This is a genomic window from Costertonia aggregata (assembly GCF_013402795.1).
Lineage (GTDB): Bacteria > Bacteroidota > Bacteroidia > Flavobacteriales > Flavobacteriaceae > Costertonia > Costertonia aggregata.
Genome location: NZ_CP058595.1, coordinates 535,142 through 551,745, shown reverse-complemented (window position 1 = coordinate 551,745; position 16,604 = coordinate 535,142). Strand labels below are relative to the sequence as shown.

At 39.8% G+C, this 16,604-nt stretch carries 14 protein-coding genes; 2 read left to right on the top strand and 12 right to left on the bottom strand.

The window, feature by feature from the left end; genetic code table 11:
* The first annotated feature begins 206 nt into the window (after positions 1-206).
* The gene (locus HYG79_RS02540; RefSeq protein WP_179240600.1) at positions 207-2,753 is read left to right on the top strand and encodes a phosphoenolpyruvate carboxylase; all 2,547 of its coding nucleotides are present in this window, start codon (positions 207-209) and stop codon (positions 2,751-2,753) included.
* Between the two features lie 79 nt (positions 2,754-2,832).
* Here HYG79_RS02540 and HYG79_RS02535 read toward each other — a convergent pair whose 3' ends face one another.
* From HYG79_RS02535 to HYG79_RS02480, 12 genes are all read right to left on the bottom strand, one after another.
* Positions 2,833-4,920 carry a hypothetical protein gene (locus tag HYG79_RS02535; RefSeq protein ID WP_228027921.1) on the bottom strand — a complete coding sequence of 696 codons (2,088 nt, stop codon included), beginning with the start codon at positions 4,918-4,920 and terminating at the stop codon, positions 2,833-2,835.
* Between the two features lie 222 nt (positions 4,921-5,142).
* A complete protein-coding gene (locus HYG79_RS02530; RefSeq protein ID WP_179240599.1) occupies positions 5,143-6,639 on the bottom strand; it encodes a M20/M25/M40 family metallo-hydrolase in 1,497 nt (498 codons plus the stop codon).
* 28 nt (positions 6,640-6,667) lie between these two features.
* Positions 6,668-7,429, bottom strand: a complete 762-nt coding sequence (gene trpA / locus HYG79_RS02525; protein WP_179240598.1) for a tryptophan synthase subunit alpha — start codon at positions 7,427-7,429, stop codon at positions 6,668-6,670.
* Positions 7,430-7,431: 2 nt separating this feature from the next.
* Positions 7,432-8,655, bottom strand: coding sequence for a tryptophan synthase subunit beta (gene trpB, locus HYG79_RS02520; protein ID WP_179240597.1), 1,224 nt, complete (start codon positions 8,653-8,655; stop codon positions 7,432-7,434).
* A gap of 57 nt (positions 8,656-8,712) precedes the next feature.
* Positions 8,713-9,393 carry a phosphoribosylanthranilate isomerase gene (locus tag HYG79_RS02515; protein ID WP_228027920.1) on the bottom strand — a complete coding sequence of 227 codons (681 nt, stop codon included), beginning with the start codon at positions 9,391-9,393 and terminating at the stop codon, positions 8,713-8,715.
* Positions 9,394-9,396: 3 nt separating this feature from the next.
* Entirely contained in the window at positions 9,397-10,179 is a 783-nt protein-coding gene (gene trpC / locus HYG79_RS02510; protein WP_179240596.1) for an indole-3-glycerol phosphate synthase TrpC, read from the bottom strand.
* Complete coding sequence (gene trpD, locus HYG79_RS02505) at positions 10,176-11,168, bottom strand: anthranilate phosphoribosyltransferase (RefSeq protein ID WP_179240595.1); 993 nt, start codon at positions 11,166-11,168, stop codon at positions 10,176-10,178. Before trpD ends, trpC begins: the two co-directional genes overlap by 4 nt.
* On the bottom strand, positions 11,165-11,728 hold the full coding sequence (locus HYG79_RS02500) for an anthranilate synthase component II (protein WP_179240594.1): 564 nt from the start codon (positions 11,726-11,728) through the stop codon (positions 11,165-11,167). The genes trpD and HYG79_RS02500 overlap by 4 nt, the downstream gene beginning before the upstream one ends.
* A gap of 1 nt (position 11,729) precedes the next feature.
* Entirely contained in the window at positions 11,730-13,127 is a 1,398-nt protein-coding gene (locus HYG79_RS02495; RefSeq protein WP_179240593.1) for an anthranilate synthase component I family protein, read from the bottom strand.
* Positions 13,128-13,363: 236 nt separating this feature from the next.
* Positions 13,364-13,942: a YceI family protein gene (locus HYG79_RS02490; RefSeq protein ID WP_179240592.1), complete on the bottom strand. Its 579-nt coding sequence runs from the start codon at positions 13,940-13,942 to the stop codon at positions 13,364-13,366.
* A 36-nt stretch (positions 13,943-13,978) separates the two neighbouring features.
* Positions 13,979-14,611 carry an NAD(P)H-dependent oxidoreductase gene (locus HYG79_RS02485; protein ID WP_179240591.1) on the bottom strand — a complete coding sequence of 211 codons (633 nt, stop codon included), beginning with the start codon at positions 14,609-14,611 and terminating at the stop codon, positions 13,979-13,981.
* 6 nt (positions 14,612-14,617) lie between these two features.
* Positions 14,618-15,064, bottom strand: coding sequence for a MarR family winged helix-turn-helix transcriptional regulator (locus HYG79_RS02480; protein ID WP_179240590.1), 447 nt, complete (start codon positions 15,062-15,064; stop codon positions 14,618-14,620).
* Between the two features lie 162 nt (positions 15,065-15,226).
* Here HYG79_RS02480 and HYG79_RS02475 point away from each other — a divergent pair, with 162 nt between their 5' ends.
* The gene (locus HYG79_RS02475; RefSeq protein WP_179240589.1) at positions 15,227-16,603 is read left to right on the top strand and encodes a DUF1800 domain-containing protein; all 1,377 of its coding nucleotides are present in this window, start codon (positions 15,227-15,229) and stop codon (positions 16,601-16,603) included.
* The last annotated feature ends 1 nt before the right edge of the window (position 16,604 follow it).

Below are 16,604 nucleotides of genomic sequence, written 5' to 3'. Positions count from 1 at the left end.
ATTACATGATAAACATACCATGCTTTTATCATATTGCTAAAATATTGTTGTGAATAGTGTTTATTTTGTGGCGAGCATACTAATTTTTGTGATTTAGCTTGCATTTCCACTTACGATTCTATATTTATATCGATATTTATCTATTCAAATAATAGGGATTCGCTCTGTTATAAATTGAAGAATCGTTTGAGTAATCACCATATCGTATGCAGCAACTAAAGAGGTTAGAGGAGTTTAAAAAATCGGTCAATAACAAGTTTAACGTATACAATAGCTTGTTTTTGAATTTACCGTATCGCAACATTGAAAATGTAGGGATGATCATCCCGTTAATGCTGGATCAATGTCAAAAGGGTTTAAAGTCGGGAAAAAATCCAAAAGAAATATTGGATTCCTTTTTCGATAATTTTATCGATATCACTTCAGAAGAGGAAAAAATCGATTTCATGTTTCGTATCATCCAGTACGTAGAGAGACAAGTGGTACTGTACGATAGTGTAGAAGATGCCGCTTTTCCCAAACTGCACGAGCATAGTAGCTCATTGTCAATCAAAGATTATTTTCAATTGGTAGATAAAAATAAGAGTTGGGACAAGATTGCGGACAAACTTTCAACATTCAGTGCCCGTATTGTACTTACCGCACACCCGACCCAATTTTATACACCTGCCATTTTGGATATCATTGCCAATCTAAGATCGTTGATCTTGGAGGATAAGATTGATGAGATAGACGTTGCTTTGCAACAGTTGGGCCTGACCTCTTTGATAAATGCCAAAAAACCAACACCTTTAGATGAGGCCAAGAATATTATCTACATCCTTAGAAATGTGTATTACGATGCCATTGGTGATTTGTACAGCTATATTAAAGGTAATATCAATAACGGGGATTTCAATAATCATGATATTGTGAAATTGGGTTTTTGGCCAGGTGGTGATAGGGACGGTAACCCCTATGTAACAGCCGATATTACGAACAAAGTAGCCGACGAACTGCGGGTGACCTTAATGAAATGTTACTACAATGATTTAAAAAGACTACAGCAAAAACTTACCTTTAAAGACGTTCAGGTGCCCGTAGCAGAACTCCGGGAGAATTTGTACACGGCCATGTTCGATACCAATAAGATGGTAGGGTACGATGCCATTTTGAACCCATTGTTAACCATAAGGGGCTTGTTGATCAATAAATATCACGAGCTTTATCTTAATGAACTCGATGCGCTCATTGATAAGGTGAAAATCTTCAAGACCCATTTCGCGACCTTGGACATTCGTCAAGACCATAGCAAACATACATTGGTTGTAAAAAATGTCCTGAAAAAAAACGGTATCATCTCCGACACTTTGGATGAGCTTCCCGAAAACGAACTTATAGATATTCTTTTGCACAAAGAATTTCAATTAAGCCCCGAAGACTATGATGAAGATATTGTAAAGGATACCATAAAGAATATATTGCAGTTAAAGCGTATCCAGGAAAAAAACGGGGAAGAAGGTTGCAACCGCTACATCATCAGTAATTCCGAGGATATCTTTGCCGTATTGTTCGTTTACGGATTGTTCAAATGGTGTGGATGGAAGGCAGAAGAAATCACGTTTGATATTGTTCCCCTTTTTGAAACCATGAAAGGGATGGATGGTTCGGAAGCTATAATGCAATTTCTTTTTGATTTGCCTGAATACCGTGACCATTTAAAACGGAGAAAGGACAAACAGACGATAATGCTCGGTTTTTCGGATGGAACCAAAGATGGTGGGTATTTAAAGGCTAACTGGTCTATCTTAAAAACAAAGGAGACTCTTTCTACGGTTTGTACCAAGAATCAAATAGATGCCATTTTTTTTGATGGTCGCGGTGGTCCCCCGGCACGTGGCGGTGGTAAAACACATCGTTTTTATGCGGCGCAGACCAAGGATATAGCCAATAATGAAATTCAATTGACCATTCAAGGGCAAACCATTACCAGCACTTATGGTACCAAAGAACAATTTAAATATAACTGCGAGCAAATGTTGACCGCAGGTCTTTCCAATAACATTTTTGGCAAGGAAAACGTGATTACCCCCGAACAGAGAAGTCTGGTGGAGGAATTATCGGAACTTAGCTTTGCCAAGTACGATGCCTTAAAACATCACGATAAATTCATGTCCTACCTAGAGGATATGAGCACCTTAAAATACTATACAAAAGCCAATATAGGTAGCCGACCGGGAAAACGAGGCAATAAAGCCAAGCTAGAACTGACAGATCTAAGAGCTATTTCATTTGTAGGCTCATGGAGCCAGTTAAAACAAAACGTGCCTGGATATTTTGGTATGGGTACTGCCATTAAAACCTTAAAGGACACAGGTAGGATCAACGAGGTAAAGGCTCTGTATAACGAGATACCCTTTTTTAAGGCGCTAATGATGAACAGCATGATGTCGTTGGCCAAATGCTACTTTGAATTGACGAGCTACATGAAAGAAAATAAGGAGTATGGAGAGTTTTGGTCCATTCTTTATGAAGAATATCAACTTTCCAAAGAAATGCTCTTGGAAATCTCTGGGATGGATATTTTGATGGAAAAAGAGGTAGTGTCCCGGGAATCAGTAAAAATAAGGGAAAGCATTGTACTGCCATTACTGGTCATTCAGCAATATGCCCTTCAGAAAATAGGTCAAAAAACAAAACATAAAGAACTGTACGAGAAAATAGTTACCCGTTCGTTATATGGCAATATCAATGCCAGTAGAAATTCTGCATAGCACATCATGTTCCATAAAAAAACGGCATGGATTCATATCCATGCCGTTTTACAATTAAAACTCAATCACACTTAGTAACTTAATGTACCTTACGTACTACTTTGATGGCATTGGATATATCATAACAGCCATTGAACTCATCAAACGTCCACCCGGCTTTTAGTCCTTTTAAACCATCTTCATATCTGATGTAATAGATAAAGCATGTGCCAGCTCCGGCTTCATCGAAATTTACGCCTTCCAATGCGGTCAATGTTGGCGGTAACCCTAATATCTTACCAGATTCATCGGTAATTATCCAAGAACTGTTGGCTCCAGCGGCATTAGGGTTGTCCAAGCGTATACCGCTAACATAATCTGCCGTGCCATCAACAATAAATTTAAACGGCCCACCGTAAAGCGTTCCTGCTTCTGGTTTCGTCCTTGTTACCGTGATAGGGTTGGAAAGGTCAAAATTCCCCGTAATATCATTGGCATTTTTACCAGGTTCGGCACCTTGAATCTCTCCTTCGTACCTAGCGTACCATATTAAGCAAACTCCTGCACCCGCCTCATCGAAGTTTACGCCCTCAACGGCATCCAATGTTGGGGGAAGCCCAAGAATAGTGCCTTTGTCATCGGTAATTACCCAAGTGCTGCTTAAACCTGATGCGTTGGAACTATCCAATGTGATTCCGCTTACATTATCTACTTCGCCATCTACACAAAAATTGTAGGGACCGCCCGATATCTTACCTGCGTTCACACCAGCAACTCGTACTACTTCAATAGGGTTAGAAAGATCAAAGCATCCTTTTAGGTCGGCTGCATTTGCTCCTTGTTCGGCTCCTTCCAATCCATATTCATATCTCAAATACCATATAAGGCAAGTCCCTGCACCTGCTTCATCAAAGTTTACGCCCTTTACGGCATCTAAAGTAGGAGGAAGTCCAAGGATGTTCAATTTATCGTCCGTAATGACCCAGGTGCTGTTCGTACCTGAAGCTTCAGAACTGTCCAAGGTAATGTCGGTTACAAAATCTGGCTTGCCATCAACGTAAAACCTGTACGGGCCACCAGTGAGCTTACCTGCTTCGGTTATATTTCTGTTTACCGTAATAGGGTTTGAAAGGCTAAAGTTACCCATAAGGTTATTTGCGTTCTCTCCTTGTGCAAGACCTGTGACACCTTCCTCATATCTTAAGTACCATATGAGGCATGTGCCGGCACCTGCTTCATCAAAGTTTACCCCCTTAACGGCATCCAAAGTAGGTGGAAGCCCCAAAATCACACCTTGGTCGTCTGTAATTACCCAACTGCTCAGGCTTCCCGATGCTTCGGAACTATCCAAGGTAATATCGGTTATAAAATCAGCCTCACCATCCACACATAAGTCATACGGTCCACCTGCAATAGTGCCAGCATTGGCGGCATCTAAACGGGTTACTTGAATGGCGTTGGATAGGCTAAAGCATCCATCTAAATCGCCAGCATTCAATCCCGCTTCAGCACCTACAAGGCCATCCTCGAAACGTAAATACCAAATTAGGCAAACACCTGCACCTGCCATGTCAAAATCAACTTTTTTGACATCGTCCAACGTAGGTGGAAGGCCTAGAATGTTGAGTTCGTCATCGGTAATTACAAAAGTACTGTTGCTCCCTTTGGCATTTTCACTATCCAAAGCGATTTCAGTTACGAAATCTGGTTTTCCATCAACTGTAAATTGATACGGCCCACCGGAAAGAACACCTGCTTTGGTTTCATTTCTGGTTACTTCAATACTATTTGATAGGTCAAAAGTCCCCTCAAGTTCATTGGCATTTTTATCGACTTCAAGCCCTACGATACCATCTTCATATCGCAAATACCAAATAAGACACACTCCACCACCAGCTTCATCAAAATTGACACCACCCACTGCATCTAGCGTAGGGGGGAGACCAAGAATTTTTCCATCGGCATCGGTAATGATCCAAGTACTGTTAGACCCTGACGCATTGGTTGCATCAAGGGAAATGTCGGTAACAAAATCCGGTTCGCCATCCACACAGAACGTGAAAGGGCCACCAGTAATAGTTCCAGATTCAGGAGCCGTTGCTTGCACCTGTTGTTCGTTTTCATCTTCGCTGCATGCAAGTATGGTCATCGCCAATACCGCTGTTGCGAATACATAGATTTTTTTCATTTTTAAGGTTTTTAGATATTCAGGAGTAAAATTCTATATAGACCTTAACAACGAGATCACAGCAGCATAAAATTTTTGTGATACTTTGGGGATATTTGGTGATAAAATGTTACGAATAAAAACAAAACAAGCGTATAGCAGTGATAAAACCGACTGCGGCACATTTTTTAGTTCAAATCAAAAAGGGTTATTGAAAAAAAGTATGCGTTACAGAAATAAGTGTTAGTTGATTTGCGTGCTCAAAATTCCATAAAATGCTTGGATTCCGTACGCTATCTGTCCGATTCTTAGATTTTCGTTTGGGCTATGTTGATTGTTGTCCGGATTTACCATGGGAACAATAAAAGCCGGAATTTTCAATTCGTTTATAAACGGTGCAATGGGTACCGTACCGCCCATAATACGTATTTGTACAACGTCTTCATTGAAAGTTTTATTTAGGGTATTGACCAGGAAGGTACCGTAGGTATCGTTAAGGTCAGTTCTAAATGCATCGGTTACCGGACCCTCTATGACCATCATAATCTTGTCGTGTACCATACGTTCTTCTTTTGTTGGAACGTCGCTAGTAATATGAAATCCCTGCGTTTCAATATGTTTTTTTACCAATTTTTTTAATCTCGTACCATCGGATTCGGGTACCAGTCTCAAATCTAATTCGGCTGTGGCTGTTGCAGGTACTATCGTACGTGCTTTTTGTCCAATCCATCCCGAGCCCAAGCCCCTTATGTTCAAGGAGGGGTACTGAAGTGCTTCTTGGTAAAAAGCACCTACTTTTTCGGGTGTTTTTATCGCTAGATTACCATTTATATTTTCGGTATTATCTGGGACATCCCTTAAAATGGCCATGGTCTTGTCGTCTATGGAAATACCATCATAATAACCGCTTATCAAGACTTTACCGTCATTATCTTTCATGCTCGCCAATGTATGTGCCAACTGAAACCCTGGGTTGGGAGCATAGTTGCCGTAGTGCCCACTATGCTGTGGTTTTATGGGCCCAAAAGTGGTCAACGACAAAGTGGTGATGCCGCGACACCCATACACGATAGTGGGTTCGCCAGATGCGTGTACAGGTCCATCATTGATTACCAAAAAATCAGCTTTTAAAAGTTCACGATATTCTCTTACGGCTTTTGGCAAGGGCTTGCTGCTTTTTTCCTCTTCACTATCCAGTATTACTTTCACATTGTATGGTAGTTCAACGGCATTTTTTTTTAGCAGGTCAATAGTGTTCAAAAACATGACTATGGGGCCTTTGTCGTCCGATGTTGACCTACCAAACAAACGCCAATCATAATCGATATCATTGTTGAGGTCATCAAATGATTCATCTTTCCAAGTATCCCCATCCCTTGATTTTAAAACTACCTCATACGGATTGGGTTGATTCCATTTGGAAGGGTCTACGGACTGGCCATCAAAATGCATATAAAAAAGAATGGTAGGTTTGCCATCTTGTATAGGAAGCGTTGCAAAAAAAAGGGACTCCCCCTCAGTAGGCAATACCGATGTATTAAAACCCCTTTCGTTGAATTTTTTGGTCAACCACGTTAGATTTCTGTTGATATCCGCATGATCTAAGGCATCATTGGGGATTTTGATAAAATCCCTTAATTCATCAATCGTATGCCTTACTTGAGATTTTAGTTGTATGGAATCTTGCGCAATACAAAAGGTTGAAATGAACAGGGCTAGAAAAACAGAAATATATTTCATTTGCATATGGTTGAATTGTACGTTAAAGCTACCGAATCTTTTTGACAAAATTGGAAACGTAATTAATTCCGTTCGCTGTCAAATGTTTGATAAAGGCAGAACCGATAATGGCACCCTTAGTATTTTTTGTAGCGGTTTGAAAGGTTTCAGCATCCTTTATTCCGAACCCCACGATTTGAGGGTTTTTCAGATTCATGGAAGCGATGCGTTCAAAGTATTCGGTCTGCGTATCTCCAAACCCAGCTTTTGAACCTGTCACGCTTGCGGAGCTTACCATGTAGATAAACCCATCAGCGGCTTCATCGATTTGGTGGATTCTTTCGTCACTTGTTTGTGGCGTAATCAAGAAAACGTTTATAAGTCCGTATTTCTTAAAAACCGCTTCGTAATCGGCCTGATAGACATCTAAGGGTAAATCGGGCATGATAATGCCGTCAATACCAATTTCATGGCATTTTTTGCAAAAAGCTTCCACACCATACTGTAACATTGGGTTAAAATACCCCATAACAATCAGAGGAATGGCAACCGTTTTACGAATGTCTTTTAATTGTTCAAAGAGTTTTTCTGTGGTCATCCCGTTTTTCAGGGCTGCGGTCGAGCTGTTTTGAATGGTCGGTCCGTCGGCAAGAGGGTCGCTAAAAGGCAGGCCGATTTCAATCATATCGACTCCGTTTTTCTCTAGATCTTCGATGATTTTGACGGTATCGTTCAGTGCGGGATAACCCGCTGTGAAATAGATGGAGAGGAGTTTTTTATTCTCTTTGAGTTTTTGGTTTATTCTGTTCATTCTTAGAGCTTGAAATAGTCAATATACGTGTTCAAATCCTTGTCCCCACGCCCTGAAAGACCGATGACCACAACATCATCTGACTTGAATTTTTTATGTGCGAAAATGGCAAATGCGTGTCCTGTTTCTATCGCAGGAATAATGCCTTCCAGTTGCGAAAGCTCCAGACCCGCCGTCATTGCCTCGTCATCGGTTGCTGAATAGAATTCTGCTCTTCCTGACTTATACAAATGCGAATGCATGGGGCCTACTCCCGGGTAATCCAAGCCTGCAGAAATGGAATAGGGCTCGGTGATTTGTCCGTCTAAGGTTTGCATCAGCATGGTTTTACAGCCATGGATAATCCCTACTTTTCCTAAGGCCGAGGTTGCTGCACTTTCTCCAGTGTCAATTCCTTTCCCGGCCGCTTCTACGGCAATAATTCCCACTTCAGGTTCGTCCAAAAAGTGATAATACGTACCCGCAGCATTACTTCCGCCACCAATACAGGCCACCACATAATCCGGATTTTCACGCCCCTCTTTTTCCTTCAATTGCCATTTGATTTCTTCAGAGATGACCGATTGAAAACGTGTCACCATATCAGGATAGGGGTGTGGTCCGATGGCGGAGCCGATAATATAATGCGTGTCTACAGGATTATTTATCCAATCACGAATGGCTTCATTCGTAGCGTCTTTCAGCGTTCGGCTTCCGGAAAGTGCTGGGCGTACTTCGGCACCCAACATCTTCATTCGCGCTACATTGGGCGCTTGACGGGCAATATCGATTTCGCCCATATATACGATACATTCCATTCCCATCAAAGCACAGACCGTTGCCGTTGCAACGCCGTGTTGTCCGGCACCTGTTTCGGCAATAATTCGAGTTTTACCTAATTTCTTGGCCATTAGAATTTGACCAATAGTATTGTTGACTTTGTGCGCTCCGGTATGGTTTAAATCTTCTCGTTTTAGATAGATTTTGCATCCGTGTTTTTCAGAAAGCCGTTTTGCGAAATAAAGCGGCGAAGGTCGGCCAACATAATCTTTGAGAAGTTGATGGAACTTCTTTTGAAAGGACTCCTCATACATGATTTCCAAATATTTCTGGCGTAACTCTTCTACGTTCGGATAGAGCATTTCCGGAATAAAGGCTCCCCCAAATTCTCCATAATATCCTTTTTCGTCTGCGTGAAAGCCCCCTACGCCACCAAATGGGGAACTTTTGATTGCCTCGTTTTTCATTTTTTATCTTTTTTCAATTCGCAATTTTATTGTATTCCCAAGATATCGGGAATCTGTTTAACTCCGACTTAGGGTCTTTTTGAATTCTTTTAACTTTTGAATATTCTTCATTCCGGGCTCATCTTCAAATTTACTGTTCACATCAATGACATAACAGTACTGAGATTCTGGTTGCTTCATAAAGGTTTTGATAGCATCGATTTCTTCCAATCCGATACCGCCACTTAAAAAATAGGGCTTTGTTGATGGATAATTCTTTAAAACTGACCAATTAAAAGCATAACCGTTTCCTCCCGGAAGTTTTCCTTTGGTATCGAATAAATAGAAATCACACACATCTTCAAATTGATGTAATTGACCAAAATCGAAATCATCCTTGATTGAAAATACTTTGATGATTTTAATTTGCGGGATTTGTTTCTTTAACTGGTTACAAAAAGCCGGACTTTCGTTTCCGTGTAACTGCACCAATAAGAGGCCGTATTTTTTTACTTTTTCTGCGATTTGAGCTATACTTTCGTCAACAAAAACACCCACTTTCTTGACCCCATGTGGTATCGAAGGTAAATCACCTTCAAAATAACGCTTGGACGGTTCCCAAAAAATAAAGCCTAAATAATCCGGTCTTAAGGCAGCGACTTCGGAGGTATTCTTATTCATACCACAGACTTTGAGCTGTAGCTCAACCAAATCTTTGGTGCCAGGCATTTCGTCTTTATTGGTATAATAATAGTCCATTCGTTACTTTAATTTTTGAATGAACTCCAGGGCACTTTTCCCCGGATTATCTGTTTTCATAAAGTTCTCTCCAATTAAAAACCCTTGATAACCATATGGTTTTAAATCTTGTATTGCTTCAATAGAGCTGATTCCGCTTTCAGAAACTTTCACAAAGTCATCCGGAATCAATTTTGACAGTGTTTTGCTGGTTTCCAAACTCACTTCGAAAGTCTTTAGGTTTCGATTATTCACGCCCAACATGTCCAAACTGGGCATGATGGATTTTTGCAATTCCTCTTCGTTATGAACTTCCAATAAAACATCCAAACCTAAGCTTTTGGCCAATTCGGAAAAGGTCTTTATTTCTTCTTTGGACAAAACTGCAGCGATGAGCAAAATCACATCTGCACCATGAGCTTTCGCTTCTAGAATTTGATATTCATCAATGATAAACTCTTTTCGTAGCAGCGGCATTTGAACACAAGCTCTAGCCAAAAGCAAATCCTCTAATGAGCCCCCAAAATATTTGATATCAGTAAGAACACTCATTCCGCATACACCTGCTTTTTTGTAGCCTCTCGCGACCTGACCAACATTGGTATCTTGATTGATGGTACCTTTGGACGGGGAGCGCCTTTTGTGTTCGGCGATGATTCCGGTTTGGCTATTTCGCAGGGCATTGGCCAATGAGAAAGTAGTTCTATTAAACAAGACAGAACTTTCCAATTGATGGATCGGGATAAGCGATTTTTTCAAATTGACTTCTTTGTACTTGTCAGCTACTATTTTGTCTAAAATGTTCATCTACTCAACTCTTGTAATTTTTTTAAAGCTTTTAACCCGTTTCCGCTTAATAACGATTCCTTAGCCATATCAAAGCCGTCTTTTACACTTGTGTTCTCAACGGTCGAAATTGCAACTCCCGCGTTAGCACAGACTACGTTGTTTTGAGCTTCCGTTCCTTTTCCCTGCAAGACATTCATAAAAATTTGGGCGGATTCTTCGATACTATCTCCACCCATAATTTCAGACTGCTCGATGGATGCTACTCCGAAATCAGCAGGCGTAATCATTCCTTCGGAATGGTTGGAAATTGTTTTTGTATTGCCTGTCAATGATATTTCATCGTAGCCATCTAAGGCGTGGAGCACGGTAAAATTCTTATCGGTGTTTTGATACAGGTAACCGTACATGCGTGCTAATTCCAGATTAAAAACACCGACCATTTGGTTCTTCGGGAAAGCGGGATTCACCATCGGCCCGAGCATATTAAAAAAGGTCTTTACCCTTAATTCCCGTCGGATAGGTGCCACATTTTTCATCGCAGGATGGAAGAGGGGAGCGTGCAAAACACAGATTCCCGCTTCATTAATGGACTTCTCCAGAAAGTCTGTCTTATTGCTGAATTTTATACCTAGGAATTCCATCACATTACTACTTCCACATTTTGAGGAAACTCCGTAATTACCATGTTTGGTTACTTTTACCCCGGCACCCGCAGTTACAAAAGAAGCCAAAGTCGAGATATTGAAAGTGTCTTTGCCGTCACCGCCCGTACCACATAAATCTATGGGATTGTATGCCGATAAGTCCACCGCTAAACATAACTCTAAAAGGGCATCACGAAAACCTTCCAACTCTTCGATAGTGATACTTCGCATCATGTAGACGGTCAAAAAGGCTGCGATTTGACTGGTGTTATAATCACCTTTGGCAATATTGACCAATATCTGTTTTGCATCTTCTTTTGAGAGGATGTCGTAGTTGATTAATTTGTTGAGTGTTTCTTTCATTTTTTTAACCAGTTTTCAAGAATCTTTCTCCCTTCAGGAGTTAAAACAGATTCTGGGTGAAATTGCACGGCACTAACATCATATTCTCTATGTCTTAGTGACATTACTTGTCCGTTTTCATCAAAAGAAGTGGCCTCCAAAACTTCTGGAAGTTCAGGATGTACAACCCATGAGTGGTATCTGCCTACTTCGATTTCCTTAGGCATTCCTTCAAACAAAATATCATCTTTTACAATGTTTATTTTTGTGGCAATACCATGATATACTTCATCTAAATTTATGAGAGAACCACCAAAAACTTCCCCAATAGCCTGCTGTCCCAAACAGACGCCAAAAATACTTTTGGTTGGGGCGTGTCTTGCGATGATTTCTTTCAGAAGTCCAGCCTCATCAGGAATTCCGGGTCCGGGGGAGAGTACGATTTTATCGAAAGCTTCGACTTCACCCAACGTCAATTGGTTATTTCGTTTTACGATTACTTCGCAATCTAAATCCTCTAAATAATGGACTAGATTATACGTGAAACTATCGTAGTTATCTATAACTAGTATCTTCTTCATCTTAAATCGTTTCAGCAATTTCTAAGGCTTTTGTCAAAGCGCCTAGTTTGTTATAGGTTTCTTGTAATTCATCTTCGGCGTCCGAAGCGGCAACCAAACCTGCTCCAGCTTGGTAATGCAATTCATGGTTCTTGCTGAGGAAGGTTCTGATCATAATCGCATGATTGAAATTTCCTTTGAAATCCATAAAACCAATAGCCCCACCGTAATAGCCGCGACTTGTTTTTTCGTATTTCTCAATGAGCTGCATCGCCATATGTTTTGGTGCACCGCTTAAGGTTCCCGCAGGAAAAGTATCGGCTACCACTTTCATTGTTGGAATATCCTTTTTCTTTTTTCCAGTGACTTTAGAAACCAAATGAATAACATGGGAGAAGAATTGCACCTCCCTATAATTGGTTACCTCGACCATGCTTCCGTTTCGGCTTAAATCATTTCTGGCTAAATCCACTAGCATGACATGCTCGCTATTTTCTTTGTCATCTTCAGTCAATTGTTTGGCGAGAATGGCATCTTGTTCATCGTTTCCCGTGCGTTTGAAAGTTCCGGCGATGGGGTGGATTTCTGCTATTCCCTCCTTCACAATAAGTTGTGCTTCTGGAGAACTTCCGAAGATTTTAAAATCCCCGTAATCAAAATAGAACAAATACGGTGAGGGATTTACCGAACGCAAGGCCCGGTAAACATTGAACTCGTCTCCCTTAAAACCTTGAGAGAATCTACGGGAAAGAACGAGCTGAAAAACATCCCCACGTTGGCAGTGTTTTTTGGCTAATTCTACGTGTTCTTTATATTCTTCATCCTTTAAATTGGAAGTGGCCCTTCCATCCAAAGAAAAATTATAGGAAGCGAAATTCTTTACGTTTAAGAGCTGCTCTATTTCCGGAATGTTGTTTTCAGACTCAAAACAATGTGCAAAAATATACGCTTCATTCTTAAAATGGTTGATGGCAATGATATTTTGATATACAGCATAATAGATATCGGGAATGGCGATTGAATTCTCTTTTTTCGTCAGTTTTAGGTCTTCATAATACCGAACCGCATCGTAGGCCATGTAGCCAAAGAGTCCGTTATCGATAAATTTAAAATCACTTTTTCCGCTATCAAATCGTTGACTGAAATCATGAACGATGTCGACCACATTCGTTTCTTCCTCAATTTTGATTTCATGCGAAGATCTATCTGGAAATTGTTGACTGATAATTTCATTCTCGACTTTTATCGAAGCGATCGGGTTGCAACAGATATAAGAAAAACTATTGTCGTTGGCATGATAATCACTACTTTCCAAAAGAATACTATTTGGAAACCGGTCTCTGATTTTCAGGTAAACGCTGACCGGTGTAATAGTATCGGCTAAGATCTTCTTATGATGTGATTGTAAGTGGTATTTCATCTGATTCTATAAAATGAGTAAGGCTTGTCGTGATGACAAGCCTTATATAGTTTTACTACAATGATGCTTAGCTCACGATATTTGTCGAGAGTTGTTCCACCACCAAGTATTTGTGTTTCTTATTTTCATTAGGTCAAATATAGAAATCATTTTTTTAATAGCCAATAGTGCCATAAAAAATAAACCCTGTTCATCAAAATAAAGATGAACAGGGAAAACTTGTGAGGTCAAGTGTATTAATATACCAAATCCACTACCAAATCAAATTCATCGTAGATGGTTTTATCGCCCAAGTCATCAAAAAAGCTGCCTGAACCATATTTGATATCATATTTAGTCCTATCCACTTTTAGAGTGGCCGTTGCCTTGCCTTCAAATAATGTAACCACTAAAGTGACAGGTTTTGTGATGCCTTTGATGGTCAAATCACCATTCACTGTGTACGAATTTTTGTTCATTGGCCTAACGGAAGTGAAGACCAATTTCGAAGTCTCATTGCTTTCCGTTCCAAAAAAGTCGCCAGATTTTAAATGGCCTTCCAACTTTCCTTTGGAATCTCCCTCTAAATCGGTCACCGTCAAAGTTGACATGTCTACCACGAACTCACCACCGGTAAGCTTCTTGCCATCCATCACCAAATACCCTGACTTGAGATTTATGGTGCCTTCGTGCGAACCGGTCACTTTATATCCTTTCCAGGTGACCTTGCTTTTTTCAACGTTTACTTGTTTTTTTTCGCTTTCAACTGGTTCGGTTGCTGTTGCCGCATAACCAAAAATCATTGCTAACGCCAAACTTAATGCTCTTTTTTTCATCTGTTTAAATTTAAATGTAACTAATTAGTGTTGAATCTATATATGTGTGAATAATTTTTCTTTGGATTGCCTCACTTTGGGATAATGTTGGGTATCATCTTCCAGAGCTCTATATCCTATAGGTGCCACTAAGGCAGCATTTAACCCTTTTTGGGATAAACCCAATATTTCGTTGTAGGCATCCGCTTCAAAACCTTCCATAGGGCAGGTATCTATTTTTAAATCTGCGGCAGCCGACAAAAGATTGCTCAATGCTATATACGTTTGTTTTGATGTCCAAATAGCTTGCTCCACTGGGCTAAGTGCCAAGACTTTTGATTTCATGAAATCCCCATATGGGCTCAAGCTCTCTAACGTAATATCTCTTGTTTTACTGATATTTTCAAGGTAACCATCTATCCAATCGGCATTAATTTGAGTTTTGTTTGCGAAGACAAGTACGTGTGATGCATCTATGATTTGAGCTTGCCCCCATGAAACAGGCTGTAGTTTTTTTCTAATTTCCCTATCGGTAACAATAAAAACCTCATAGGGTTGTAGACCATAAGAAGACGCGCTCAATTGTATGCTTTTCAAAAGTATGTTCAAATCTTCGTCCGATACTTTTTTGCTTGTATCAAATTTTTTGGTGGCATATCGCCATTCCAAGCTTTTTATATAATTGTTCATATGTATTTAAAATTTATCCATTAAACTATTTAAGTGTTCCAATTCTTTTTTTGAAAAGTTTTTTAAAAGTTCTTTTTCCGCATCATTAACAATTTTGCTCATTTGGGTGAGTACTTCACTACCCTTTTTCGTTAAGGTGATTTCAACCTTTCGCCGATTATGTTCACAAATAGTGCGCTGTACATAATTTTTTGCCAAAAGTTTGTCGACCAACCGAGTAGTATTGCTCATTTTCGTGACCATTCTTTCGTTTAGCGTTGAAAGGTTTGAAGGTTTTCCCTTTTGTCCCTTTAAAATTCGTAGAACATTAAATTGTTGTTGTGAAACCTCAAACGGTTTTAAAGCCGTTGCCATGGTTTCATGTATTTTTTGGTTTATCAAAAGCAAATGTATAATCGTCCTTGTATGCAGGGGGATAACTTTATCGGTTTTAATGATTGATTCAACATTCATTCCACTACAATATTTGTATATACAAATGTAAATTTATTTTTTTGTTCAAGATCGCTTGCAAGATTAAATTTTTGTTAAAAGTCGATAAACAAAATCAGCTTCGTATATACAGTGTTTAAACCTTTGTTCATTTTTAATGTCCAACGGATAAATACTCAAGTTTTGAAAAAGTCACATATACAGCATCTTTACAATAGAGCAGGATTTGGAATTCTCCCCAATACAATCAATGGCTTATCCGGTCTAAGCAAAGCTAGGGTAGTCAAGGCCTTGTTCGATTCTTCTAAAAAAATAGACGAGTTAAAAATAGCTACTCCTGAAATCGATGCTTACATAGCTGGTTTACCTGAGAAAAAAGACCCAAGGGTTTTTCGTAAACTGGTTAAGGACAGCAGGCGCAAGTTAGTGCTGTATAACGGTATGTGGATAAAACGAATGGCAGAGACCAAACAAGATTTAAGGGAGCGTATGGTGCTTTTTTGGTCCAATCATTTTGTAGTGCGTACCAGAAACATATTGTTTGCCCAAAAATTCAACAACACTTTACGAAAGCACGCTTTAGGTGATTTCAGGGAATTTGTCATTGCTATTTCCAAAGAGCCTGCCATGTTGGATTATCTGAACAATCAACAAAACAGAAAAAACAGTCCTAACGAAAATTTTGCACGTGAACTTATGGAGCTGTTTACTTTGGGAGAAGGCAATTATTCCGAAAAGGATATCAAGGAATCCGCCAGGGCGTTTACCGGTTGGAGCCATAATTTTAAAGGAGATTATGTTTTACGAAAGAGGCAACATGATTTTGGCGAAAAAGAATTCATGGGCAAAACAGGAAATTTTGATGGGGGTGACATTATTCAAATTATACTGGAACAGCCCCAATGTGCCGAGTTCATTTGTAAAAAAATATACCTACACTTTGTGAACGACACTATGTATGAGCCACATATAAAAGAATTGGCTAAAGTGTTTCGTAAGCAATACGACATTACTGCTGTTATGGAGTATATTTTCCTTTCAGATTGGTTCTATGAAAAGAAAAATATAGGGAACAAAATCAAATCACCGGCAGATTTTTTGGTGGGCCTCCAAAAGACTATTCCGTTTACCTTGGAAAAACCCAACCAACTTATTTATGTTGAGCGATTGCTAGGCCAGGTTTTATTGGAACCACCTAATGTTGCGGGTTGGGCAGAAGGCAGAAATTGGATAGATGCCAATACTATGATGGTACGTCTAAAACTACCATCGGTTTTGTATAAAGACGGTACCATTGCTTTTGACGTTAAAGGTGAATTTGAAGACGATTTCGAGGAGTTCAACAAAAAGAACAACCTATCCCGCCGATTGCCGGCCACCAAAAAATGGAGCGTATTCAATGAAAATTACGGATTTCTTTCCTATCGAGACTTAGCTTCATATATATTGAACGGGGTTATGAACGAGGGCACTAAAACGTTTTTAGAAACTTTGGAAAAAACCAGTAAACAAGAGTTTTGCATCCAACTTATGTCATTGCCGGAATATCAATTATGCTAAT